We start from the raw sequence: 24,706 nt of genomic DNA on the forward strand, positions 1-24,706 counted from the left end.
GTCGCTACCGAGAGAGAAATTCCACGAGCGCGGCGTTGACCGCGTCGGGGCGTTCGAGGTAGCCGAAATGGCCGGTGTCGGCGATCTCGACGTACTGCGCACCCGGTATCGCGTCGGCGACGTCGCGGCACTGCTGCACCGGGATCATGCGGTCATCGGCAAATCCGATCACCAGAGACTTCGACCTGATTGCGCGGTACGCAGCCAATCGGTCTGTCCCGATGCGCATTTCGAGTCCGATCTGCGCCCGCATACCCGCCGTCTTCTTGCCGCCGGAGTATTCGAGGATCGCCAGCCAGTCACCGATCGCAGTATCGTCGGCCAGCGTCTTCGGCGAGAAGTTCTGCATCGCAGTCATCGCAGCCCGGTACGACGCGGGTAGTTCGATTCCGGAGTCGTGAAGGTCCTTCTCCCCCTTCGACATCTGCGCACGAAAGGTGGTGGTCTTGCCGAAGGTGGCCATCATCACTGCATGCGAGACCAGATCCGGCCTGGCCAAAGCCAATTCCTGGGTGACGCGGGCACCCATCGAGGTGCCGACGACGCGTGCTGCACCGCCGCCGAGGTGTTCGATGAGGGCAGCGGTGTCGGCAACCAGGTCGTCCAGCGTCATCCCGCTCGCGCACTCGGAAGACGGTGCGATACCGCGATTGTCGAAGGTGACGACCCGGTACCCCTGCTTCACCAGCACCGGAACCTGATGGGTTCGCCAGACTCGTCCAGGGCTACCGGTGCCCATCACCAACACCACGAGCGGACCGTCGCCGGTGACGTCGTAGTTGAGGTCGATTCCGTTGAGCTTCGCGAGCGGCATTCGGATCATCCTAGTGCGCGCAGGAACTCCTCGACCGCCGTGCGATACCGCTCGGGTGCCTCGTCGTGAATCAGATGCGCCGCCTTCTCGACCCGCACGTACACCGATCCGGGCTTGCGCGCGTGCATCCGCTGCATCTGACCGGCCGGGGTGATGGTGTGTTCACCTTCGATCAGCAACACCGGAGCGTCGACGGCATCCCACTCGTCCCAGAAGTGCCGGTTGCCCCACTCCTGCGAGATCGCTTCGAAGAAGTCCACCTCACCGTGCAGCCGCCAGCCGTCGTCGCTTCGCACGAAGGAATCCAGAAAGTATTGTCCCGCAACATCTCCGAAGAACGCCCGCACCGCATCGGCGTCGGGAAAGGGTTGCGGCCACGCACGGATCATCGCGGCCCAGTCATCTGCGGTGCGGCCCCTGAAGTCCGGGGCTATGTCCTCGACCACCACGGCGGTGACCAGGTCGGGTCGCTCGGCGGCCGCACACCAACCGTGCAGTGCGCCCATCGAATGACCGATCAGCACACTGGGACCCAACCGGTCGAGATGCTCGAGCAGGTCGGCCACGAAGAACTCGGTCGTGAGCTCGGCAGGAGGGGGGCGACGGTGCCCCGGCGCATCGTAGGTGTGCACGTGACCGAATTCTCGCAGCCACGGAACCTGCCGCCGCCAGGTGGCGGCGCTGCCCATCAGCCCGTGCAGCAGCAGAATCGAACGGCCGGATCCACCCTCGTCGTAGAGCATCACCGCCGAGCATAACGGCGGAGTAATCTCGCGGGCATGGCCATTGTGAAGATCAATGCGATCGACGTACCCGAGGGCGCAGGCCCCGAACTCGAGAAGCGCTTCGCCGCGCGCGCCGGGTCGGTCGACGGCTCTCCGGGCTTCCTCGGATTCCAACTGCTGCGGCCGGTCAAGGGCGAATCGCGCTACTTCGTCGTCACCCAGTGGGAGGACGAGGAGTCGTTCCAGGCGTGGTCGGCAGGACCGTCGCGGGAGGCTCACGCAGGACCCAGCGCCGCCAAGCCGGTCTCGTCCGGAGCATCACTGCTCGAATTCGAGGTCGTACTGGACGTGCCTGCCACGTCGTGAGAGCGCACGCGTCCGCTCAGATGCGTTCGCGGGCGAGCTCCCATTCGAGTTTCGTCGGCATCTCCGAATCCAGTTTCGCCACAGCGTCGACGAGGAACTCAGCGGACATCGGCTTCCCGAGGAAGTAACCCTGGGCACCGTCGCAGCCCAACTCTCGGAGTGCATCCAACGTGCCCGCGTCCTCGACCCCCTCTGCCATCACCCGCACCCCGAGGCTTCGAGCGAGGTCGATGGTGGATCGCACGATCGACGCGTCGGTTTCGTCGGTGTTCATCTTCGACACGAACGAGCGGTCGATCTTGAGCGTCTGCACCGGCAGTGTCTGCAGGTAGGCCAACGAGCTGTAGCCGGTGCCGTAGTCGTCGATCGCGATGGTGACGCCGAGGCCACGCAGGGACGTCAACGCGTTCACCGAACGCACCGGATCGGTCATCGCCGTCGTCTCGGTGACCTCGAATTCCAAGGCATGCGCGGGAACCGAATATTTCGCCAGCGCGGCCACCACCTGTTCGGTGAGCGTCTCGTCGAGCAGATTTCGGACCGAAAGATTCACCGAGACAGACAGATTGACACCGCGGCGGCGCAGCGCACTGCACTGCGCCAACGCCTCGTCCAGCACGAGCGCGGTGATGGCGGGCAACATGCCGGTGCGCTCTGCGTCGGGCAGGAACATCGACGGTCCGATCAGACCTTCACGTGGATGCTGCCACCGCAGCAACGCCTCGACGCGATCGACACTGCCGGATTCCAGGTCCAGGCACGGCTGGAAGAACACTCGAAGCTGGTGGTCACGAATGGCCGTGTCGAGTTCCCCCAACAACCGCATCTGATCGTGGCGGTCGCGATCCATGTCGGGTTCGTAACGACCGACGCGGGTGTGGCCGGCCTTCGCGGCCGTCAACGCCACGTGGGCACGCTGAAGCATCGCCTCACCGTCGACCTGACTCGCCGTCGGAACCTCGGTCGACGCGATTCCGACGGCCGCGTCGAGCGCCACGTTGATGTCGTGCACGAACATCGTTCTGCTGACTGCGAACTGGAGCCGCTCGGCGGTGTCCGATACGTCGATCCGAGCCGGCCGCCTGCGCATGGCAACGACGAACTGGTCCCCACCGAGCCGACCGACGAGGTCGTCGGATCGCACCGATGCGACGAGGCGATGACCGATCTCGCGCAGCACACTGTCTCCGACGCTGTACCCGAAGGTCTCGTTGATCTGGGCGAAGCGATCGATATCCACCACGAGCGTGAAGACGTCCGAATCACCGCGGGTGGCGAGCATCGTGTCCAGCCGCTCTCGGAGCAGTCGGCGGCTGGCCAGTCCGGTGACAGCGTCCGTCCGAGCCACGTCCTCGAGTACCGCGGTCTGCAGCCGCAGCGTGTTCAGGAAGCACGCCATGCGGCACCCGACGAGGGCGATGACCAGTGCCGAGGACACCACGATCACCCAACCCCACTGTTGCACGGGTATTCCGCGGGCCAGCTGAACGGCCATCGCGAGGGGTGTCACGGCGACCGCGAGCGTGAGTCCGAGGAATCTCGCGCGCCCGAATCTGAAAGGGCTGGACCGGTCGATCCGCGACACGGCCTGCTCGGGAACATGAAGCGCGATCACTCCGAAACACACATAGGCTGCCAGCCACAGCGTGTTCAGGAGAGTCGAACGGTAGAGCTCGGAGGCGTTGACCGCGGCATAGGACGCGAAGTCGGCCGAGACGAGGAACACGACGCCGGCCGCGGCCGCCAGAAACGGCACCGTGGTCGACCGGGTCAGCAGGTACAGACTGCCGACGAGCGTCAGCAGAAATGCATCGATGGTGAGATAGACCGTCGCCGGCCACAGTTCGATGGCCGACGAGAACGACCACGCCGCATCGTCGGAGATCACGAACACCCATGTGGCGAGGCCGAAACCGACGGCAACCACCAGGCATTCGAGTAGCTCTTCGATCCCGAACACGAGCCCGTTCTCGTCCGCGGCTCGGGCGAAACCCACGGCGATCACCAGATAGCCGAGCAGATAGAAGATGTCGGACGAGGAGAACGTCGACACTTGTCCACCGCCGGCCTGCACCGTCGCGATCAGCGCGTCGCCGATGCCCCAGGAGCCGACGCCGACGGCCATGTGCTTCCATGTCCGCTTGTCCGGCCCGGGTTCCCGAAAGTAGCGATACCCGAACGCAGCAACTGTGGCCAGAAGCACGATTGCGTATATCGCACCTTGGGGTATTCCGCGCGGGGCGATCGCGTACGCCACGACGGCGAGTACACCGAGGCCCAGGAAGCGCGTCCACAACATAGTGGGGCTGATCCTTCCTAGGCCGGTCGGTGCATACCCCGAACGTACGCATCAGCCGATCGAACCCGACGTTTGACCTCGATTCGTTACCGAATCACCCTGCAGATGGGTCAAGTAACGAACTATTTCAAACCTGGCGATTGTTCGCCAGTCTCACATCGGGTGATTTGTCCGTTCAACCTTCGAGGGCCGCGTCCAACGTGATGTCGACTCCGGTGAGTGCCTTGCTGACGGGACATGTCTCTTTTGCTGCCTGGGCAGCTTTCGCGAAGCCGTCTGCGTCGAGACCCTCGACCTCGCCTCGCACCGTGAGTTTGATGCCGGTGAGCTTGAAGCCGGGCTCGTCGGGACCGAGCGAAACATCGGCAGTGACTTCGAGGCTCTGCGGGGTACCGCCTGCCTCGGCAATCAACGCCGACAGCTGCATCGCGTAGCAACTCGAATGAGCCGCGGCGATCAATTCCTCGGGACTGGTGGTGCCGTCGGCTTTCTCGGCGGCGCGCTTGGGAAACGACACATCGAAAGTCGCTGCGCCTGAACTGGACAGCTCTACCTGGCCGGAACCTTGTTCCAGAGTTCCATTCCAAGCTGTGCGTGAAGTACGAGTTGGCATCGAACCGAATCCTTTCGTAGTCGACCCTGTGCAGGCCCAATTCTCAGGCTAACGTCAGCAGCGTGAGCGGGCTACCGAGTGCGACGATGTCGACACGAAGGGTGCAACAAACGAGAAGCGTCGCGCGCGCAGCAACGATCGCGGCAATCGCGATCCTGTCGATCGTGGGATGTTCGACGCCGATCGCCGGGGCCGGTCCCCTGACGGACTTCTATGACGAGCCGGTGGCGACGCTCGGCACTGCGCCGCTCGGCGAGGTGGTCCGAAGTCTGCCCGTCAACTCGCCCAAGGGGTTCGGACTCGGATTCGACATCGAACGCATTCTCTACCGGTCCACCGACACGCACGATCGACCCACGGTCGTATCCGGCTACACCATGACCCCCACGGCTCCGTGGACCGGACCAGGCCCCCGGCCGGTGATCGCCTACGCGCCCGGCACTTCCGGCATGGCGGACCGATGCGCCGGATCGGCCGTTCTCGGCACGGTCGGCTCGTCCCCGGCCATCCTGCCGCTGCTGCTGGCCGGGTATCGCGTCGTCGCAACCGATTACCAGGGACTGGGCACCCCCGGCGGGCACACGTACCTGAACCGGATCGCCTCGGGCCGAGCCCTGCTCGACGCCGCCAGAACCGCAGACGTCGAACCCACCACGCCGGTGGTGCTGTTCGGCTACTCCGAAGGCGGGTTCGCGTCCGCATCCGCCGCCGAACTCGCCGCCACCTACGCCCCGGAGCTGAACATTCGAGGAGCGTATGTCGGTGCGCCACCGGCAGATCCGACGCTCAACATCGACACACTCGACAACACCGGTCTCGGCAGCGCCGTGCTCTTCGCCGTCGACGGGATGATCAACGCCTACCCGGAACGAGCAGCGAGTATCCGCGACCTCTTCGACTCCGACGGCGTCGCCGCTCGACGCCGCTCAGAACTGGTGCACCACCGACTCCGCGGCCACCGCGACAGTGCGAACGGCCGAACTGACCCGCGACGGCCGACCACTCACCGAGCAATTGAGCAACCCGGTTCTGTCCGACATCACCGATACGAACACCGTGGGGCGCATCGCCCCCGCCATGCCGGTGTACCTGTCGCACGCAGTCGAGGACGACACCGTACCCATCGAGCAGAGCCGCACCCTGCTCGAGCGCTGGCAAGACCTGGGCGCAGACATCACCTACCGCGAATACGACCTCCCGGCCATCCCGGTCGAGGGCGCGAACCACCTACCCGGGGCTTTGGCGGCTTATCAAGATGTCCTGCCCTGGATCGCCGGGCTGGTTGACGCAGGAGTGGAGCCTGCAGGAACGACCCGATAGGCAGGAGTGGAGCCTGCAGGAACGACCCGATAGGCGCAGCTGATCTCAGGTGTGAAATCAGGGTGTTCACCGAGGCGTCGCCCCCGATGAGGTTGGTTCACTCCATCCATGCGCATCGCCCACGCTCTGCTCACCGTCGTAGCAGTGCTGACCGCAGGTTCCCCCACCTCACCGGACCCCGGCATGGCGTCGGACATCGAAGTTGTCGCCGAAGGACTGGGACTGCCGGGGGTCGCGTTCCGTGTCGTGTCCAAGCACGAGGTGTTGGAGAACGTCGAGTACGGGCTGGACGGAGACGGTGCGGCGGTCGACGAGAGTACGCCGTTCGTATGGGGTTCGGTATCCAAATCGGTGACGGCGGCGACGGTGTACTCACTCGCCGAACATGGAGATCTCGCCCTGAATCAGACCGTCAATTCGATTCTGCCGGAGAGTGATTCGATCGTTCCCGACGATGTCACGATCGAGAACCTGATCCACCACACCAGCGGTCTCCCCCACGACGTCACCGAACTGGATGCATGGGGGCGTACGGCGCGAGCGCTCGACGTCGTCCCCACCCTGGACGTCACCGTCACCGACCGCGGCACCTTCCGCTACTCGAGCCTGAATTATCTACTGCTGCAGGCGATCGTCGAGAAGGTCACCACCGAGCCCTTCGCCGACGTCGTGGCCCGCGAGACCGGAGTGCACACCGCAGGCACCGTCGCGCCCGGCCACGTGCCGTTCTTCACCTTTCCCCGCAGCATCGATATCGGAATCGACTCCGCAGGAATGGGTTACGGCTACCTGAGCGGCTCCATCGACGAACTCTCACGCTATGCATCCAGGCAACTGACCGCTCCGGCGTCGAACAGTCCCGATACGGTGCCGACGGGTTCGGCCGCGGCCTACGGCTACGGCTGGTACATCGAAACGCTGCCCGACGGCACCGAGATGCGCTGGCATTCCGGGGCGGTACTGGGCTACTTCACTCACGTTGCACTCGTTCCGGAACGACACCTGGCCGTGGTCTTCGCGACCAACAGATACGGCGAACTCGAAGCCGACAAGCTCGCCTCCGCGGCCCGCTCCCTCGTGCTCGCCCGACTCGGCATCGACGAACCTCGCACCACCGGCCTCGGCATGTACGAGATCGCGCTGATCGCGTCGAGCGCACTTGCGGTGTTGCTAGCACTGTGCGCGGGCCGAATCATGTTTCGCATCAAGACTCCCCCGAGCCGATGGACACCTGTGCACATCCTGATGGCAGCCATTGCCGGAGGAGTGCTGTACTTCGGAATGCCGATGCTCGCCGGTGCGCCGATCTCGACCCTGGCCCGCTGGGCTCCTGACATCGCGCTGCTGTTCTGGATTCTGCTCGCTGAACTTGCCCTCATCGCCGTTGCCCTCGGTGCTCGGGCCCTGCGTCAATGGACCACTACACACGTCTGACCGTTGCAACGGTCCATTCACGCCCGACGGCTACCTGCGTGAATGGACCCTTGCATACGTCTGGGCGGTGCAAGGGTCCATTGACGCGAACGGGAGGGGCGGGCGGACATACGACAACGGGCGACCCTCCGAAGAGGATCGCCCGTTGTGTGGAGCTGTGAAACTTACTCGCTGTCGCTGTCTCCGGCGGCCTTGGCCAGATCGACCGGGACCTCGTCGGGGACGATGATGGCCTTCTTCTCGCCGCGGAAGGTGAACTTCGCGTCCTCGCCTGCGCCTTCGCCGTCCCAGTTCTCGACGTCGACCAGGATGATCTGGCCGGCTTCGATCTCGCCGAAGAGGATCTTCTCCGACAACTGGTCCTCGATCTCGCGCTGGATGGTGCGACGCAGTGGCCGCGCACCCAGGACGGGGTCGAATCCGCGCTTGGCGAGCAACGACTTCGCCTTCTCGGTGACCTCGATCGCCATGTCCTTGTTCTTGAGCGCACCTTCGACTCGGTTGAGCATGAGATCGACCATCTGGATGATCTCGTCCTTGGTGAGCTGGTGGAACACGACGATGTCGTCGATACGGTTCAGGAACTCGGGGCGGAAGTGCTTCTTCAGCTCGTCGTTGACCTTGAGCTTCATCCGCTCGTAGTTCGATCCGGTGCCTTCACCCGAGGAGAAGCCGAGGCCGACTGCCTTCGAGATGTCCGAGGTACCGAGGTTCGAGGTGAAGATCAGCACGGTGTTCTTGAAGTCGACCGTGCGTCCCTGGCCGTCGGTGAGACGGCCGTCTTCGAGGACCTGCAGGAGCGTGTTGTAGATCTCCTGGTGGGCCTTCTCGATCTCGTCGAACAGCACGACGGAGAACGGCTTGCGGCGGACCTTCTCGGTGAGCTGGCCGCCCTCTTCGTAGCCGACGTATCCGGGAGGAGCACCGAACAGGCGCGACGCGGTGAAGCGGTCGTGGAACTCGCCCATGTCGATCTGGATCAGTGCGTCGTCCTCGCCGAAGAGGAAGTTCGCGAGCGCCTTCGACAGCTCGGTCTTACCGACACCGGACGGGCCGGCGAAGATGAACGAGCCCGACGGACGCTTCGGGTCCTTCAGCCCTGCACGGGTACGACGGATCGCCTTCGAGACGGCCTTGACTGCCTCGACCTGACCGATGATCCGCTTGTGCAGCTCGTCCTCCATACGGAGCAGACGAGTGGTCTCTTCCTCGGTGAGCTTGAAGACGGGGATGCCGGTCCAGTTGCCCAGAACCTCGGCGATCTGCTCGTCGTCCACCTCGGCGATGACGTCGAGATCGCCGGAGCGCCACTGCTTCTCACGCTCGGCACGCTGACCGACGAGGGTCTTCTCCTTGTCGCGCAGGTTCGCAGCCTTCTCGAAGTCCTGTGCGTCGATGGCCGATTCCTTCTCCCGGCGCGCGTCGGCGATCTTGTCGTCGAACTCGCGCAGGTCCGGCGGCGCGGTCATCCGGCGGATGCGCATCCGCGCGCCCGCCTCGTCGATGAGGTCGATTGCCTTGTCGGGCAGGAACCGATCGTTGATGTACCGGTCGGCCAGGGTGGCAGCCGCGACGAGGGCACCGTCGGTGATCGAGACGCGGTGGTGTGCCTCGTAGCGATCGCGCAGACCCTTGAGGATCTCGATGGTGTGCTCGACGGTCGGCTCGCCGACCTGGACGGGCTGGAAACGACGCTCGAGGGCCGCGTCCTTCTCGATGTACTTGCGGTACTCGTCGAGGGTGGTGGCACCGATGGTCTGCAGTTCGCCACGAGCCAGCTTCGGCTTGAGGATCGACGCTGCGTCGATGGCACCTTCTGCGGCACCTGCGCCGACGAGCGTGTGCAGCTCGTCGATGAACAGGATGATGTCGCCGCGGGTGTTGATCTCCTTGAGCACCTTCTTCAGGCGCTCCTCGAAGTCACCGCGGTAACGGCTGCCGGCCACGAGCGAGCCGAGGTCGAGGGTGTAGAGCTGCTTGTCCTTGAGGGTCTCGGGGACCTCGCCGTTGACGATGGCCTGAGCCAGGCCTTCGACGACTGCGGTCTTACCGACACCGGGCTCGCCGATCAGAACAGGGTTGTTCTTGGTACGACGCGAGAGCACCTGCATGACGCGCTCGATTTCCTTCGCGCGACCGATGACCGGGTCGAGCTTGCCTTCGAGTGCGGCCTGGGTGAGGTTGCGTCCGAACTGGTCGAGAACCAGTGACGTCGACGGGGTGCCCGCCTCGCCGCGGCTGCTGCCGCTCTCGGACGGTTCCTTGCCCTGGTAGCCCGACAGCAGCTGGATGACCTGCTGGCGCACGCGATTGAGGTCGGCTCCGAGCTTGACCAGAACCTGAGCTGCGACGCCTTCGCCTTCGCGGATCAGTCCCAGCAGAATGTGCTCGGTGCCGATGTAGTTGTGGCCGAGCTGCAGTGCTTCACGCAGGCTGAGCTCGAGTACTTTCTTGGCGCGCGGGGTGAACGGGATGTGACCGGACGGAGCCTGCTGACCCTGGCCGATGATCTCCTCGACCTGGCTGCGTACTCCTTCGAGGGAGATGCCCAGCGACTCGAGAGACTTGGCTGCGACGCCTTCGCCCTCGTGGATGAGGCCGAGCAGAATGTGCTCCGTGCCGATGTAGTTGTGGTTGAGCATCCGGGCTTCTTCTTGAGCCAGGACGACAACACGCCGCGCGCGATCGGTGAACCTCTCGAACATCGCTCTCCCTCACTTCTTGGTGGGTGGTAGCTCGCCCACCAGTTCTTCTAGCGCCGCAGTGTCCATACGCTGAGGTCGCTTGTGCATTTGAAGGTAAGACTGGTTCTCACTGTAGTTGGCCGACGTTACGAACGCCGACCCTCCACCCCTGAAATGCTGCGCAACCGCCCGCACATACGGACTGCCTTGCCTGCTTACTGTTCATAACGCAGGCACTATGCAAAACGTTTCCCGTTCACTGTCCGCTGCTGGCGAACAGCCGTTCACCGTCCGATCAGGCCTGGGACGGCTTGACGATGGGAAACAGGATCGTTTCGCGGATGCCCAACCCGGTCAGCGCCATCAACAAACGGTCGATGCCCATGCCGGTTCCGGTGGTCGGCGGCATGCCCTGTTCCATCGCGGCGAGGAAGTCCTCGTCGAGCACCATCGCCTCGTCGTCGCCGGCAGCGGCTTGGCGCGCCTGGTCCTCGAAACGCTCGCGCTGAATGATCGGGTCGACCAGCTCGGAGTAGCCGGTGGCCAGCTCGAACCCACGGACGTACAGATCCCACTTCTCGGTGACGCCCGGCTTGCTGCGGTGCTGACGCGTCAACGGAGACGTCTCGACCGGGAAGTCGCGGACGAACGTGGGTTCGGTCAACGCGTCGCCCACCTGGTGTTCCCACAGCTCTTCGACGAGCTTGCCGTGACCGTAGATCGGGACGCCGTCCTTGCGCGGAACCTCGACGCCCACCTTGTCGGCGATCGCCAGGAGCTCGTCGACGGTGGTGTCGGGCGTGACGTCGAATCCGAGCGATTCCGACAGCGACGGGTACATCTCGAGGGTCGTCCATTCGCCGCCGAGGTCGTAGGTGGTGCCGTCGGGAAGCGTCACGACCGTGGATCCGAGGGCGGCCATGGCCACTTCCTGGACCAGTTCACGCGTCATCTTCGCCGAATCGTCGTACGTGCCGTACGCCTCGTACGTCTCGAGCATCGCGAATTCCGGCGAGTGCGAGGAGTCGGCACCCTCGTTGCGGAAGTTGCGGTTGATCTCGAAGACCTTCTCTATGCCGCCGACGACGCAACGCTTGAGGAACAGCTCCGGCGCGATGCGGAGGTACAGATCGGTGTCCATCGCGTTCGAGTGGGTGACGAACGGGCGAGCAGCCGCGCCGCCGTGCAGCGTCTGCAGCATCGGCGTCTCGACCTCGAGAAATCCTCGACGCTCGAGTGCGTTACGCAGTTCCCGGACGACGGCGATGCGCTTGCGGGCGGTCTCACGCGAGGTCGGGTTGGTGATCAGATCCAGGTAGCGCTGCCGGATTCGCGTCTCTTCGTTCAGTTCCTTGTGCGCGACGGGCAGGGGCCGCAGCGACTTCGACGCGATCTGCCAGGCGTCGGCCATGACGGACAGCTCGCCGCGTCGGGAGCTGATGACCTCGCCGTGCACGAACACGAAGTCGCCGAGATCGACGTCGGACTTCCATTCCGCGAGAGCGTCCTCGCCGACACCCGCCAGGCTGATCATCGCCTGCAGCTGGGTGCCGTCACCCTCTTGCAAGGTGGCGAAGCACAGCTTGCCGGTGTTGCGGACGAAGATGATGCGGCCGACGACTCCGACGATCAGGCCGGTGGTCGTATCGGGTTCGAGTTCGGGGAACTCGGTGCGGATCTCGAGCAGCGAATGGGTCCGCGGGACGGACACCGGATATGCCTCGACCCCGCGCTCGAGCAGCGCGGCGCGCTTGGCACGACGAATCCGTAGTTGCTCCGGGGTGTCGTCGGCCTGCTGGGGAGAAGCTGTGTCAGTCACGCGCACACACTTTACAGTCCGAGCGAGTGAGGACGATCAGTGCGCAGCGACGGCCTCGGCCTCACGGACGCAGTGCTTGGCCTGCGTGAGTACCCCGAGCAGTCCAGCCGACTTCAGCGCCTGGTAGCCGCCGACCAGGTCGGTGGACTTGTGCAAACCGAGCTGTTGCAGCGACGCGGCGGCGAGCGAGGAGGTGTAGCCCTCGGAGCAGATGACGATCCACTCCACGTCGTGGTCGACGGCGATCGCCAGGCGCGCATCGCTCGTCGGGTCCAGACGCCATTCGAGGACGTTGCGTTCGATGGCGAGTGCGCCGGGCAGCGTTCCCTCGACTGCTCGCTGCGCCTGGGGGCGGATGTCGATGACGACGGCACCTCGCTCGACGGCGTCTCGCAGTTCGAAGACGGTCATGCGATCGATGGTCTCGCGCGCGGATTCGAGCATGTCGACAATGGTCATGGTCTGGATGGTCACAGTGTGGCCTTCTCGGGTTCGTCGGTGAGCTCGCTACGGGTACGACGCAGCGTGGACCGTTCGGTCACTTCGTAGTAGGACATCGCCGTCAGCGGCGGCGAGTAGGCGTGCACGCTGAGAGTGGGACCCGTCGTGTCCGACGCCGGATCGTGCATCACGTCGTGCACCCACCCGAGCGGGAACGACGCCTGATCACCGGCGTCGAGGTGACGCTGCCTCAGTCCCGTTCCAGCCCAACGATATTCGAGGAGCGAGCCACTGAGCACGGTCAGCGCACCGAGCGACCCCGCGTGATCGTGAAGTTCGGTGGACCGATCGGGAACCCAGCTGATCAACCAGACGTCGAGGTCGTCGTCGGAATGCAGACGGACGGCCCAGCGCTCGTCCGTCGGCCAGCGGCCACCGTCGGGAAGCAGGTGATCGAAGCGGCCCTCGAGGACGTCGGATGCGCCCTGGTCGGTGATGCGCAGCAGGTCGGGAGGACGCAGCCGCGTCGGCAACGTCGAGACCGAACGCGACGACAACCGGGTACGGGAGGGTGCAGAAAATACAGGTGTGGAAAGCATGAAGCTCTACTCCAGGGGTGTGTTACGAACGAGGCAGGGTTCAGCCTCGACAACACTCCTGGGTGGCCATGCACGTCATCACGCCGACGATTCTGACACACGAACGCCGGATCCGCCAGCGCTGATCCGAAACATTCAGCGTGGCCGCCGCTCAAACATTCAGCGCGGACGCCGTTTTGCCATGTTACGTTCGTAGACCAGACGGAGACCCTCGAGCGTCAGATCCGGTTCGTGGTGCTCGATGGTCGTCGATTCCGGCAGGATCAGCGCAGCGATGTCGCCGGTCCCGATGATGGCGACATCCGTTCCGGTCAGCTCGGGAACCTCCCGTCGAATTCGCCCGACCAGGCCGTCCACCAGACCGGCGAAACCGAAGATGGTGCCCGACTGGATGCATTCGACAGTGTTCTTGCCCAACACCGAACGAGGCCGGATCATCTCCACCTCGCGCAGCGTGGCAGTGCGAGTCGACATGGCCGACGCCGACATCTCGAGTCCTGGGGCGATGGCACCGCCGAGGAATTCGCCCTTGGCCGAGACGACGTCGACGCAGGTGGTGGTTCCGAAGTCGACCACGATGCACGCCGACCCGTACAAGTCGTGTGCGGCAAGGGTATTGACGATACGGTCCGCTCCGACCTCTTTGGGATTGTCGACCAGCAACGGCACTCCGGTGCGCACACCGGGTTCCACCATCACGTGCACCACGTGATCCCAGTAGCGCGCGAGCATCGTCCGCATCTCCCGCAGCACGGACGGCACGGTCGACAGCGCAGTGACTCCGGTGATCCGTTCGGAGTCCTCACCCAGCAGACCGCGCAACATCAGAGCCAACTCGTCGGCCGTCACATGCGGGTCCGTCCGAATTCGCCAATCGCGCAGCAGTTTCGAGTGATCACCGGTGCCGGTGAACAGACCGACCACGGTGCTGGTGTTGCGCACATCGATCGCGAGGAGCATCGAATCAGACCAGCACGGAATCGGCCCGCAGATCGCGCGGAGTGATCAGACCCGAGCCCGCAGGCGCATGAGCCGGGTCGCTGCCCAACTCGACCGGACGGTTCTTCTCGTCGACGAACACCACCCGCGGCGCGTAGTCGGCAACCTCCTGCTCGTTCATCACCCCGTAGGCGATCAGGATGACCAGGTCGCCCGGGTTCACCAGATGCGCTGCAGCTCCGTTGATTCCGATGACACCGCTGCCGCGCTCACCGGTGATCACGTACGTTTCGAGCCGAGCGCCGTTGTCGATGTCGACGATGGTGACCTGCTCGCCTTCGAGCAGATCGGCCGCCTCCATCAGATCCTGATCGACAGTCACCGAGCCCACGTAGTGCAGGTCTGCATGCGTCACGGTGGCGCGATGGATCTTGGACTTCATCATGGTACGAAACATCGTGTCACTCTCCACTTTTCGGATCGTCCGGGTACTCCAAGAAACCGGTGCCGACGGCGACACCGACGTTGTCGATCAATCTCGTGGTGCCCACCTTGGCTGCCACGAGCAGTCTGCCGTCGCCACGTTCGGGAGCGGGTCCGAGATGCGGGTTGCGTACCTCCAGGTAGTCGACCTGCACCAGAGGTGCCTCGTCCAGCACGGCACGCGCAGTGGCGATGATGGCCTCGCTGCCGCCTGCCGCGGCGTGTGCCCCGGCGACCAGCGCGGCCGACAGCGCCATCGCAGCATCGCGCTGCTCGGCATCGAGATACCGGTTACGCGAGGACAAGGCCAGTCCGTCCTGCTCGCGAACCGTCGGAACCCCGATGACGGCGACGTCGAAGTTCAGATCGCGCACCATCTGCCGGATCAACGTCAGTTGCTGGTAGTCCTTCTCGCCGAAGTAGGCGCGATGCGGTGCAGCGATCTGCAGCAGTTTGGCCACGACGGTGAGCATTCCTGCGAAATGCGTAGGCCTGCTTGCACCTTCGAGTTCTGCGCCGAGCGGACCGGGATTGACGGTGGTGCGCGGACCCGACGGATACATGTCCGACGCCGACGGCGCGAAGACCAGTTCGACGCCCTCCTCACGCAGCAGTGCCACATCGGCGTCGAGAGTCCGCGGGTAGGCATCGAGGTCCTCGCCCACACCGAACTGCAGAGGGTTGACGAAGATAGACACGATCACCACTGCCCCGGTGAGCTTGGCCTGCCGCACCAGCTGCAGGTGCCCGGCGTGCAGGGCACCCATGGTCGGGACGAGAGCAACCTGCTTCCCGACGCCTCGCAGTGCTTTCGACACCGACGTGATCACCGCAGGATCGTGGTGAACCGTCAACTGCCCCTTGGTGTAGCTGCCCGCGAGGGTCATCGATTCCCTTCCAGAAGTTCGATCAGGTCTGCCTTGGCGCCGATGCGCTGTGCCGATCGCAACGACAGCGCGCGGTATCCGGCTGCGATCCGCGAATCCACGGACTCGAGCACGTCGAGATGCTTGCCGACTGCAGCGGTGTCGCCGCGGGCCACCGGCCCGGTGAGCGCCGACTGGCCGTTGCGCAGCGCATTGTCCAGCGCAGCTTCGAGCAGCGGGGCCAGAACACGCTCGGGCACACCGCGTTCGGAATCCGAACCGGGAAAACCCGGTCCGGCCAACGCAACTCGGAGCGCTTCGACGGCGTCGACCACCAGTGTGACGAGGTGATTGCTGCCGTGCGCGAGCGCGGCGTGGTAGAGCGCCCGGTTGTTCTCGGGGACGTGCACCGGCTCGCCGCCGATCTCGAGAACGAGAGCCTGCGCCACTGCGTAGCCGATCTCGTCGCCTGCAGTGATGCCGAAGCACGCGGCCGTCATCCGGTCGGTGTCCTCGGCTCCGCCGCTGAACGTCATGGCCGGGTGGATGGCCAAGGGCACGGCACCGAGAGCAGCCAGAGGCTCGAGCACCGAGATTCCGTTCGCTCCCGAGGTGTGCACCACCAACTTCCCCGGTGCAACCGCCCCGGTGGACGCCAGGCCCGCGACGATCGACGCCAACTCGCTGTCCGGTACGGCCAGAACGAGCAGTTCCGCGCGACGAGCAACCTCGTCCACGGGCAGAACTTGGGACTCGGGAAGCCGCCCACGCACCCGCGCGAGAGACGCATCGGACACCGCGGCGGCACCGACGACAACATGCCCGACGCGTTCGAGCGCCTCACCGAATGCGGTACCGACCCGTCCCGCCGAGACGACACCAACCGTCAAGCGAGCCGGAGACAGACCACCGGTGCCAGAAAAGGTCACCGAAAATTTCCTCTCGTTCGTTCCAGTCCCGCGTGGCGGGTACCAGACGTCCTGCAGGGAACAATAGCGACAGTGAGCCCTCGCGGGCCATGGAAGAGCAGTGTGATCTGGTTCTCAGTCTGCGCGACGGCGGCGGCGACGCGTCCCCGGATCCGTTGTGGTCACGTCGGACGAGTCACCACCCTGCAGACCGGCCATGATCTCGGCGACGGATCGGCCGTTGGAGTGCGCTCCCGTGGCATCCTCGTCGCTCGACTCCGCGCGCCTGCGACCTCGCCGGGGCGAGACGGACGTGTCCTCGGCCGATGTCTCGTAGTCGTGATCGGCCGCGAAGAACGCGTCGGCCGAGTCGCGCAACGAGGCGCGAGACTCCGAGAGGGCGTCGCCGTTCGGGACCGCGTCCGATCCGTGTTCGGGCTCGGTTGCGTACTGCTCGGCCGGCTCCGAGGCAGACTCCGCCGAGAACGACTCGGCCGAGAACGACTCCGTGGGATACGAACCGATCGAATCGGCCTCCGCATGCCCGGTCTCGTAGGTCTCGGTGGTGGCCTGCGGCTCGAACTCCGCCGCAGGTTCCGGTTCTGCAGCAGGTCGACGTGTCTGCTCGAAGTCGTATGCGGTGAAAGGCGAGCTGGGCGGCGTGACGCGTCCCGCCGGTCTCGGAGCACCGTAGGGACGTGCCTGCGCTGCAGGCCGCTCGAACGGTTCCTCGGCTGCGTCGGAGGCGTCCGTGTCGTAACCTGTTCGCTCGAACGCATCTTCGTCGTACGGATCCTGAGCCGACTCGGCAGCCGCCGGCGGCGCTACCGAAGCCGTGGCCTGCGGCATCTCGTCCGGATCCTCGGGGTACACCACCGACGTCTCCGCCGTGACCGGCTCGTCGTACGGAGTGCCGACGCCGTTGAGGCCGGTTCCCGGTGCCATCGAACCGTTGCCGTTCCCGCGACCGGGGACGTACAGGCCGGACGGCGCAGGTTGGTAGCTGTCGTATCCGCGTCCGCCGAGTTCTTGCATCCTCATCGCCTCGGCCCGCAGTGCGACGCGCTCGGTGGGCAGATTGCCGTCGAAGAGCACCTGCAGGTTCTGGCGGAGGGCGGCGAGTTCGTTGCGTAGCGCTGCGACCTCGTCGATCTCGAGCTGCGATTCGCCGCGAACCCGAGCTTCGACGCTCATCTCGTACTCACGTCGCGCCGAGATCTCCCGGGCCAACTGCAGCTCGTAGACCGTCTGCAGGTCCTTGGCCTTGGTCTGATCGGCGGCCGCCTCACGCCGGTACTTGGTCATCGCGAATGCACCGATCACCGCAGCCCACAGCGCCGAGAGAACACCGACCCTCATCCACTGCACGCTCTCGGTGAAGAGCAACAACACACTGGCGATGATGCCGAACACGACGAGCGCCGCGAGGAACAGCTGGCTCGCACTACGCCTCTTACGGCGCCCCTTCTTTGCGCGAGTCTGATCTGTCATGTTCACAAGGGTAACCGGCAAATCGTTCGCAAATAGTCATCCTCGACCGATCACTTACACAACCGAGGTAACAATCAAATGTTTCGGGCGTTACCGAGAACGCTCGTCGTCATTGTCTTTCGGGGTCCGGCAGCACTGCTCGAGCCACACAGCGGCGGCGACGACGGCCAGTCCGGCCACGAGCGCAACGACGGCTCCGACCCGATCCGACGACGCTGCCCGCACCGTCGCCGCACGCGGCATCACGTACACCAGAAATCCGACGCACACCCCGACGACAGCGGTTCCCACCAGCATCGATGCCTTCGCCAGCACCAGCGCCCTGAACACCGTCAACGGATGCAGATCGTGCAGACCGCCGCCCACCCGATGCTCGGCGATGCGGTTGCGAACGATCACCGCAGTGACCACCTGCACCACCGCGACCAGATACAACGACGCGCCGGCGTACACCGGAATCGGCGGCAAGGAGCCGTAGAAGACCCGAACCAGCAGCCACGTGCCGATCGAGGCGACCAGGAAAAGACCCAGGACATCCCAGACCTTGGTGGGATTGGTCACCACAGGCGATCACCGCTGCCGTCGAGACGTACGACTCCGGCCCGCTCCTCCGCACTCGATCGCGCGAGCAACTCGGACACCGGCACGTCGTCGTCGCCGACGCGCAGGGTTGCGTCCGGTTCGACGTCCAGCCAGGGCAGCAGGACGAACGCTCGTTCGTGTGCGCGCGGGTGCGGAAGGATCAAACGAGGGTCGTCGCTGATCACGTCTTCGCACACGATCACGTCGACGTCGAGGCTCCGCGGCCCCCACCGCTGCACTCGGACGCGATCGGCCGCCTCTTCGAGGCGCTGACCGAAGTTCAACCAATCCCAGGCGTCGAAACCGTCGTCCTCGGCCACCACCACGGCATTGAGGAAGTCCTGCTGCTCGACGCCACCCCAGGGTGCGGAGCGGTACACCGGCGAGCACACAACCAGCCGCGAACCCAATTCGGCTGTGACAGAGCGTAAGTGGGCGAGCGAATCACCGATGTTGCTGCCGATGGACAGCACCGCACGGGTCACGGCCGCTCCCGGTACGCCACCACGGCAACGTCCCCGAACGTCAGCGGAATGGGGGCCGACGGCTTGTGCAGCACCACTTCCACCGCCTCGACGCGCGAGTCGTACGCCAACACGACCTCGGCGATCTCGGCCGAGACCGTCTCGATCAGATCCCTGGACGGGCCCGCGACGACGGCGGCAGCGTGCTCGGCCAGTTCTCCGTAGTGCAGCGTTCGGGTCAGGTCGTCGGTCTCGGCCGCGGGACGCAGGTCCATCCACACGGTGATGTCGACGACGAAGTCCTGCCCGTCTCGCTTCTCGAAGTCGAAAACCCCGTGATTGCCGCGCACCGTCAGGCCACGCAGCTCGATGCGGTCGCCGCGACGCGTCCCTGCGCTGGCGCGGCTGCTGATCTCGCTCATGCTCGATCACCCTGCCATGCCCGTACGACGGCAACCGCGTCGAGTGACGCGCGGGCGTCGTGCACACGCACACCCCACGCTCCCCCGGCGACGGCGAGCGCCGACACCACCGCCGTGGCGACCTCTCGTCCGTCCGGTGGCCGCGGAGAACCGTCGGCGTCCGCCAACAGCGACCCGAGGAAGCGCTTACGGGAAGCACCGACGAGAACGGGGAACCCGGCCGACACCAGGTCGGGAAGGCCACGCAGCAGTTGCCAGTTGTGATCGGCGTTCTTGGCGAATCCGAGGCCGGGGTCGAGCACGAGCATCGCCGGGTCCACTCCCGCCGCCACTGCGTGATCGACCTGTTCGAGCAGTTCGCTGCGAACGTCGGCGACCACGTCGTCGTATCGATCGGCCGGACCTGCGTGCCGGTATTCGGATCCGGCGGCCCGCCAGTGCATCAGGATCCACGGCAATCCGCCGGCCGCAACCACCTCGGCCATGTTCGGATCCGCCCGGCCGCCCGAGACGTCGTTGACGATCGAGACCCCGGCGTCGATCGCGGCCTCGGCGACCGAGGCGCGCATCGTGTCGACGCTGGTGGTCACCCCTGCTGCGGCCAGCGCGGCGATGACCGGCACGACGCGCCGCGCCTCGAGGGTCGGATCGATCCGGTCGGCTCCGGGACGCGTCGACTCACCACCGACATCGACGATGTCGACTCCGCGACGATGCATCGCCAGGCCGTGTTCGACGGCGGCCTCGACATCGAGGTATCGACCGCCGTCGGAGAACGAATCGGCAGTGACGTTGAGGACACCCATGACGACGGGTGCCGGGGGGATACTCCGCGCCGGGCTCATCGGGAATCGACCGGCCGCGTCATTTCCGCAGAATCAGGTCCAGAGCTTCCGAACGCGATGCCGCGCTGGACTGCAGCAGACCCCGCACCGCCGAGGTGGTGGTGCTGGCACCGGGCTTGCGAATCCCGCGCATGGCCATGCACAGGTGCTCGGCCTCGATCACGACGATTGCACCGCGCGGGTCGAGCTTGCGCATCAACGCGTCGGCGATCTGGCTGGTCAGACGCTCCTGCACCTGCGGACGCTTGGCGTACATGTCCACCACGCGCGCGAGCTTCGACAGGCCGGTGACCTTGCCGCTCTTGCCCGGGATGTAGCCGACGTGTGCGACGCCGTGGAACGAGACCAGGTGATGCTCGCACGTGGAGAACATGGGGATGTCGCGGACGAGGACCAGTTCCTGGTGTCCCTCGTCGAACGTCGTGTTCAGCGCCGTGTCCGGGTCGGTGTAGAGCCCGGCGAAGATTTCGCGGTAGGAGCGCGCGACGCGGGCCGGGGTGTCGAGCAGACCTGGACGGTCGGGATCCTCGCCGACGGCGATCAACAGCTCACGTACGGCGGCCTCGGCCCGAGGCTGGTCGAAGACCGCACCGGTGGCGTAGGCCACTGTCTGTTCCACTGCCCGTTGCTGCGCTGCTGGGACTTCTGCCGAGTCGTTCGACGACTCGTCGGTCCGGTTGACTGACACGAGAACGTACCTCCGGTTGGGCTCCGCGAATGTGACAGCTGGGCCGAACTGCACCTGTTCTTCACAGAGCAGCTGCGCCGACCTACAGCACGGTTCGAACGACGGACTGGGCCGACCGAAACGGTCGACCCAGTCAGCCTAATGACCGACCTAGCGGTACGAGCCGCCCGGTCCTTCCCAGCGTTGCGTGCGCGGACCTTCGTCGCCGTCGTCCTCGGCTCGCTCGTCTCGACGCGAGTCCTCGGGCGCGCTGTTCGAGGGACGATCGTCTCCGGGCAGCGGGTAGCTCTGCGATGGAGTCGGAACCTCCCAGGTGGGAGGCGACGCCTCGGCCGGCGCGGCATCGTCCCGGTTCTGGCCGTACGGCGGCTCGTGCCGAGAGGTACGACCCTGGTCCCGAGCGTCCGGCCGGAACGGATCCGGCTGATACTGCGGCGACTGATATTCCGGCGGTTGGTTCGACGGCGGTTGGTTCGACGGCGCAGCGGTCGGCGGCTGATATGCCTGCGGCTGCTGATAGGTGGGGTGCTGTCGGTACGTCGGCGGCTGTCCCTGCGGCGGCTCGTACCGGCTCTGATCCGGTCGATCCGATTCCGGCTGCTCGCGATTCGGTTGATTCGCAGCCGGCGGCGTGGTCGGTCCCTGGTAACGGGGAACCGAGGACTGGTCACGCGGAGGCCATCCCGGAGCCGACCATCCTGCCGGGGCACCGTAATCGGGACGCGAGCCCTGGCTGGGGCCGCTCGGGCGAGGTTCCTGCCTGCGGTAGCCCTCGGAGTACCCACCCCCGTTGGGAGCACCTCCGTTGGCCGGGCCGCCGTAACCTCCGTTCGGCCCGCCGTTGTAGCCACCGCCGTTGAAACCGCCGGTTGCGGGGGCGCTGCGTCGACCGTCACCGTTGTTCGGCGCATTGACGTCTCCGGTGCCCGGCGATCCGTTGACCGGGCCACCGTTCGCCGGAGCGCCATTGGTGGGCGCGCCGTTGGTGGGCGCGCCGTTGGTGGGGGCACCGTTGTATCCGTTGCTCCCGTTCGGGTAGCCACCCTTGCTCAGCTGCGGCGAACCGGCGTAGCTGGGCTGCGGAAACTGTTGCGGCGGAAGCTGCTTCGGGGCCGGCGGCACCGGAGGCCACGGCTCGCCGCGCTCGGCGGCGAGTTCGCGGGGCGTCTTGACCGGCGGCTTGTCCGAGGGCTTGCGATCACCGAAGTCGTTGAACAGGGTGATGCGCGGCCGCTTGGTGACGCTGTGGAAGATCTTCTCGAGGTCCTTGCGGGTGAGCGTCTCGCGTTCGAGCAGCTCGGAGGCAAGGGTGTCGAGCAGGTCGCGGTACTCGTTGAGGATGGCCCACGCCTCGGTGTGCGCAGCCTCGATGAGTTTGCGCACCTCCTCGTCGATCTCACGGGCGACCTCGTGCGAGAAGTCGGACTGCTGGCCCATCGAACGGCCGAGGAACGGGTCGCCCTGTTCCTGCCCGTACCGAACCGCGCCGAGCTTGCTGCTCATGCCGTACTCGGTGACCATCGCGCGAGCGATCTTGGTGGCCTGGTCGATGTCCGAGGACGCACCGGTGGTCGGCTCGTGGAAGACGAGCTCCTCGGCCGCGCGGCCACCCATGGCCATCACGAGGCGAGCGATCATCTCCGACCGCGTCATCAGGCCCTTGTCGTCCTCGGGCACGGTCATTGCGTGGCCGCCGGTGCGACCGCGAGCGAGGATGGTGACCTTGTAGACGGGCTCGATGTCGGGCATCGCCCATGCCGCGAGAGTGTGGCCACCCTCGTGGTACGCAGTGATCTTGCGCTCGTGCTCACTGATGATGCGGCTCTTGCGGCGCGGGCCACCGACGACGCGGTCCACCGACTCCTCGAGGGACGCCTCGGTGATGACGGTGCCGTTCTCGCGAGCGGTGAGCAGTGCGGCCTCGTTGATGACGTTGGCCAGGTCGGCACCGGACATTCCGACGGTTCGCTTGGCGAGACCTTCGAGGTCGGCGTCCTGCGCGACGGGCTTGCCCGCCGAGTGCACCTTGAGGATCGCCCGACGGCCTGCCAGGTCGGGGGCACCGACCGGGATCTGCCGATCGAAGCGGCCCGGACGCAACAGCGCGGGGTCGAGGATGTCGGGGCGGTTGGTCGCGGCGATGAGGATCACGCCGGTGCGCTCACCGAAGCCGTCCATCTCGACGAGCAATTGGTTGAGCGTCTGTTCGCGCTCGTCGTGACCGCCGCCCATGCCTGCGCCGCGCTGGCGACCGACGGCGTCGATCTCGTCGACGAAGATGATGCAGGGGCTGTTCTGCTTGGCCTGCTCGAACAGGTCGCGCACTCGGGACGCGCCGACGCCGACGAACATCTCGACGAAGTCCGAGCCGGAGATGGTGAAGAACGGCACGCCTGCCTCGCCTGCGACGGCGCGCGCGAGCAGCGTCTTGCCGGTTCCGGGAGGGCCGTACAGCAGCACGCCGCGCGGAATCTTGGCACCGAGCGCCTGGTAGCGCGCCGGGTTCTGCAGGAAGTCCTTGATCTCGTAGAGCTCTTCGACTGCCTCGTCTGCGCCTGCGACATCGGCGAAGGTGGTCTTGGGCATGTCCTTCGTCAGCTGCTTGGCCTTGGACTTACCGAAGCCCATGACGCCACCGCGTCCGCCACCCTGCATGCGGCTCATCACGAAGATGATCACGCCGAGGATCAGCACCATCGGCAGGATCAGCAGCAGGAACGAGCTGAACCAGCTCTCCTGGGTGACGGTGGTGTTGTAGCTCGTCAGACCCTGTGAGTCGACCTTGTCGAAGATCTGCTCGGACGCCGAGTCCGGGTACTTCGCAATGATCTGAGTTTCGTTGCCCGAGGCCTCGTTGGCCTCTTTGAGCGTCAGCCGAATCTGTTGTTCGCGGTCGTCGATCTGCGCGGACTCGACGTTGCGGTCGTCGAGCTGGGCGATCGCCACCGAGGTGTCGACCGTCTTCCAGTCCCGCGTGTCGTTACCGAAGTAACTGAAGGCATAGATCACCAACAGAATGCCGAAAACGATGGCAAGATTTCGTATTACTGTCTTCCGATTCATACAGCTTCAGCCGAGTCGGCCGTGTCCTTTCAGTCCGCTCCCGCGCGCTGGCTGCTCCCTGCCCGCCGGATACTCCAGGCTAGCGCGAGACTCGGACATCTGACTCGCTCATACCTGGCGCTGTGCGTCCACGCACCTGTTTGCGTCGACGCTTCTACCCCTCCAACGACTGCACTCCCCCGGCAGTTCCCCACCTCTTGGGCACCCTATCCGCATCGATGGACCATTGCATACGTCTCGGCGCGGCAATGGTCCATTCACGCGAACGGGGCGGACCGAAGGAACGGACTCAGCTGTAGACCTTGGGATCGAGCAGGCCGATGTACGGCAGATCCCGGTAGCGCTCGTTGTAGTCGAGGCCGTAGCCGACGACGAATTCGTTGGGGATGTCGAAGCCCACGTTCGCGACCTCCACGTCGACCTTGATGGCGTCGGGCTTGCGCAACAACGTCACCACCGACAACGAGGCGGGCGAGCGCGTCGCGAGGTTGCGCTTGAGCCAGCTCAGGGTCAGTCCGGAGTCGATGATGTCCTCGACGATCAGCACGTGGCGTCCGGTGATGTCGCGGTCGAGGTCCTTGAGAATCCGGACGACGCCCGACGACGAGGTGGACGAACCGTAGGAGCTGACCGCCATGAACTCGAGCTGCGCCGGGATGGGCAGTGCGCGCGCGAAGTCGGTCATGAACATGATCGCGCCCTTGAGGACGCCGACCAGGAGCAGGTCACCTTCCGGCGAGCCTTCGGGATACCGCTGGGCGATCTCTTCTGCGAGTTCCGCAGTGCGTGCTTTGATCTGTTCCTCGGAAATGAGAACCGATTCGATGTCGCCCTCGTACAC

At 65.3% G+C, this 24,706-nt stretch carries 22 protein-coding genes and 2 pseudogenes; 4 read left to right on the plus strand and 20 right to left on the minus strand.

What is annotated here, in order from left to right; translation table 11 throughout:
* Window positions 1-4 precede the first annotated feature (4 nt).
* The gene (locus tag ABZ677_RS02640) at window positions 5-814 is read right to left on the minus strand and encodes an alpha/beta hydrolase (protein ID WP_358366415.1); all 810 of its coding nucleotides are present in this window, start codon (window positions 812-814) and stop codon (window positions 5-7) included.
* 5 nt (window positions 815-819) lie between these two features.
* Window positions 820-1,557, minus strand: coding sequence for an alpha/beta hydrolase (locus tag ABZ677_RS02645; RefSeq protein WP_358366416.1), 738 nt, complete (start codon window positions 1,555-1,557; stop codon window positions 820-822).
* A gap of 36 nt (window positions 1,558-1,593) precedes the next feature.
* Between ABZ677_RS02645 and ABZ677_RS02650 the strand changes: the two genes are divergently transcribed.
* Entirely contained in the window at window positions 1,594-1,905 is a 312-nt protein-coding gene (locus tag ABZ677_RS02650) for an antibiotic biosynthesis monooxygenase (protein WP_037195030.1), read from the plus strand.
* Between the two features lie 16 nt (window positions 1,906-1,921).
* Here the strand turns inward: ABZ677_RS02650 and ABZ677_RS02655 are convergent, their stop codons facing one another.
* Together ABZ677_RS02655 and ABZ677_RS02660 are read right to left on the minus strand one after the other, a co-directional pair.
* Window positions 1,922-4,204, minus strand: a complete 2,283-nt coding sequence (locus tag ABZ677_RS02655) for a bifunctional diguanylate cyclase/phosphodiesterase (protein WP_358366417.1) — start codon at window positions 4,202-4,204, stop codon at window positions 1,922-1,924.
* 175 nt (window positions 4,205-4,379) lie between these two features.
* Complete coding sequence (locus ABZ677_RS02660) at window positions 4,380-4,817, minus strand: OsmC family protein (protein WP_037195028.1); 438 nt, start codon at window positions 4,815-4,817, stop codon at window positions 4,380-4,382.
* A 449-nt stretch (window positions 4,818-5,266) separates the two neighbouring features.
* On the opposite strand from ABZ677_RS02660, the pseudogene ABZ677_RS02665 reads away from it, so the two are divergent.
* From ABZ677_RS02665 to ABZ677_RS02675, 3 genes and pseudogenes are all read left to right on the plus strand, one after another.
* A pseudogene (locus tag ABZ677_RS02665) lies at window positions 5,267-5,653 on the plus strand (alpha/beta fold hydrolase); the annotation flags it as partial.
* 127 nt (window positions 5,654-5,780) lie between these two features.
* Window positions 5,781-6,137: pseudogene (locus ABZ677_RS02670) on the plus strand (lipase family protein); the annotation flags it as partial.
* A gap of 108 nt (window positions 6,138-6,245) precedes the next feature.
* Window positions 6,246-7,571, plus strand: a complete 1,326-nt coding sequence (locus ABZ677_RS02675; RefSeq protein WP_358366418.1) for a serine hydrolase domain-containing protein — start codon at window positions 6,246-6,248, stop codon at window positions 7,569-7,571.
* Window positions 7,572-7,735: 164 nt separating this feature from the next.
* On the opposite strand, the gene ABZ677_RS02680 is transcribed toward ABZ677_RS02675, so the two are convergent.
* The 16 genes from ABZ677_RS02680 to hpt all read right to left on the minus strand — a co-directional run bounded on the left by ABZ677_RS02680 (window position 7,736) and on the right by hpt (window position 24,706).
* Window positions 7,736-10,276: an ATP-dependent Clp protease ATP-binding subunit gene (locus ABZ677_RS02680; RefSeq protein ID WP_094632504.1), complete on the minus strand. Its 2,541-nt coding sequence runs from the start codon at window positions 10,274-10,276 to the stop codon at window positions 7,736-7,738.
* Between the two features lie 274 nt (window positions 10,277-10,550).
* Window positions 10,551-12,074 (minus strand): lysine--tRNA ligase, encoded by a 1,524-nt coding sequence (gene lysS, locus ABZ677_RS02685; RefSeq protein ID WP_037195025.1) that lies wholly within the window; start codon window positions 12,072-12,074, stop codon window positions 10,551-10,553.
* Between the two features lie 36 nt (window positions 12,075-12,110).
* Window positions 12,111-12,533, minus strand: coding sequence for a rhodanese-like domain-containing protein (locus ABZ677_RS02690; RefSeq protein WP_037195570.1), 423 nt, complete (start codon window positions 12,531-12,533; stop codon window positions 12,111-12,113).
* Between the two features lie 11 nt (window positions 12,534-12,544).
* Window positions 12,545-13,114, minus strand: a complete 570-nt coding sequence (locus ABZ677_RS02695; RefSeq protein WP_082323837.1) for a cysteine dioxygenase family protein — start codon at window positions 13,112-13,114, stop codon at window positions 12,545-12,547.
* A gap of 159 nt (window positions 13,115-13,273) precedes the next feature.
* The gene (locus ABZ677_RS02700) at window positions 13,274-14,074 is read right to left on the minus strand and encodes a type III pantothenate kinase (RefSeq protein WP_358366419.1); all 801 of its coding nucleotides are present in this window, start codon (window positions 14,072-14,074) and stop codon (window positions 13,274-13,276) included.
* 4 nt (window positions 14,075-14,078) lie between these two features.
* A complete protein-coding gene (gene panD / locus ABZ677_RS02705; protein WP_032380718.1) occupies window positions 14,079-14,510 on the minus strand; it encodes an aspartate 1-decarboxylase in 432 nt (143 codons plus the stop codon).
* Window positions 14,511-14,514: 4 nt separating this feature from the next.
* Window positions 14,515-15,423 (minus strand): pantoate--beta-alanine ligase, encoded by a 909-nt coding sequence (gene panC / locus ABZ677_RS02710; protein ID WP_358366420.1) that lies wholly within the window; start codon window positions 15,421-15,423, stop codon window positions 14,515-14,517.
* On the minus strand, window positions 15,420-16,331 hold the full coding sequence (locus ABZ677_RS02715; protein WP_358366421.1) for a DUF2520 domain-containing protein: 912 nt from the start codon (window positions 16,329-16,331) through the stop codon (window positions 15,420-15,422). The genes panC and ABZ677_RS02715 overlap by 4 nt, the downstream gene beginning before the upstream one ends.
* Before the next feature lie 114 nt (window positions 16,332-16,445).
* Complete coding sequence (locus tag ABZ677_RS02720; protein ID WP_358366422.1) at window positions 16,446-17,801, minus strand: DUF6779 domain-containing protein; 1,356 nt, start codon at window positions 17,799-17,801, stop codon at window positions 16,446-16,448.
* A gap of 90 nt (window positions 17,802-17,891) precedes the next feature.
* The gene (locus tag ABZ677_RS02725; protein WP_037195566.1) at window positions 17,892-18,362 is read right to left on the minus strand and encodes a DUF3180 domain-containing protein; all 471 of its coding nucleotides are present in this window, start codon (window positions 18,360-18,362) and stop codon (window positions 17,892-17,894) included.
* Entirely contained in the window at window positions 18,359-18,868 is a 510-nt protein-coding gene (gene folK, locus ABZ677_RS02730) for a 2-amino-4-hydroxy-6-hydroxymethyldihydropteridine diphosphokinase (RefSeq protein ID WP_358366423.1), read from the minus strand. The genes ABZ677_RS02725 and folK overlap by 4 nt, the downstream gene beginning before the upstream one ends.
* Window positions 18,865-19,269, minus strand: a complete 405-nt coding sequence (folB, locus tag ABZ677_RS02735; protein ID WP_052048042.1) for a dihydroneopterin aldolase — start codon at window positions 19,267-19,269, stop codon at window positions 18,865-18,867. The genes folK and folB overlap by 4 nt, the downstream gene beginning before the upstream one ends.
* Window positions 19,266-20,114, minus strand: coding sequence for a dihydropteroate synthase (gene folP / locus ABZ677_RS02740; protein ID WP_358366424.1), 849 nt, complete (start codon window positions 20,112-20,114; stop codon window positions 19,266-19,268). The genes folB and folP overlap by 4 nt, the downstream gene beginning before the upstream one ends.
* A gap of 19 nt (window positions 20,115-20,133) precedes the next feature.
* The gene (folE, locus tag ABZ677_RS02745; protein WP_037195562.1) at window positions 20,134-20,733 is read right to left on the minus strand and encodes a GTP cyclohydrolase I FolE; all 600 of its coding nucleotides are present in this window, start codon (window positions 20,731-20,733) and stop codon (window positions 20,134-20,136) included.
* Window positions 20,734-20,952: 219 nt separating this feature from the next.
* Complete coding sequence (ftsH, locus tag ABZ677_RS02750) at window positions 20,953-23,865, minus strand: ATP-dependent zinc metalloprotease FtsH (RefSeq protein ID WP_358366425.1); 2,913 nt, start codon at window positions 23,863-23,865, stop codon at window positions 20,953-20,955.
* Window positions 23,866-24,154: 289 nt separating this feature from the next.
* Window positions 24,155-24,706 carry a hypoxanthine phosphoribosyltransferase gene (hpt, locus tag ABZ677_RS02755; RefSeq protein ID WP_032395535.1) on the minus strand — a complete coding sequence of 184 codons (552 nt, stop codon included), beginning with the start codon at window positions 24,704-24,706 and terminating at the stop codon, window positions 24,155-24,157.

The sequence above is a fragment of the Rhodococcus sp. NPDC006774 genome (assembly GCF_040636045.1).
Taxonomy (GTDB): domain Bacteria; phylum Actinomycetota; class Actinomycetes; order Mycobacteriales; family Mycobacteriaceae; genus Rhodococcoides.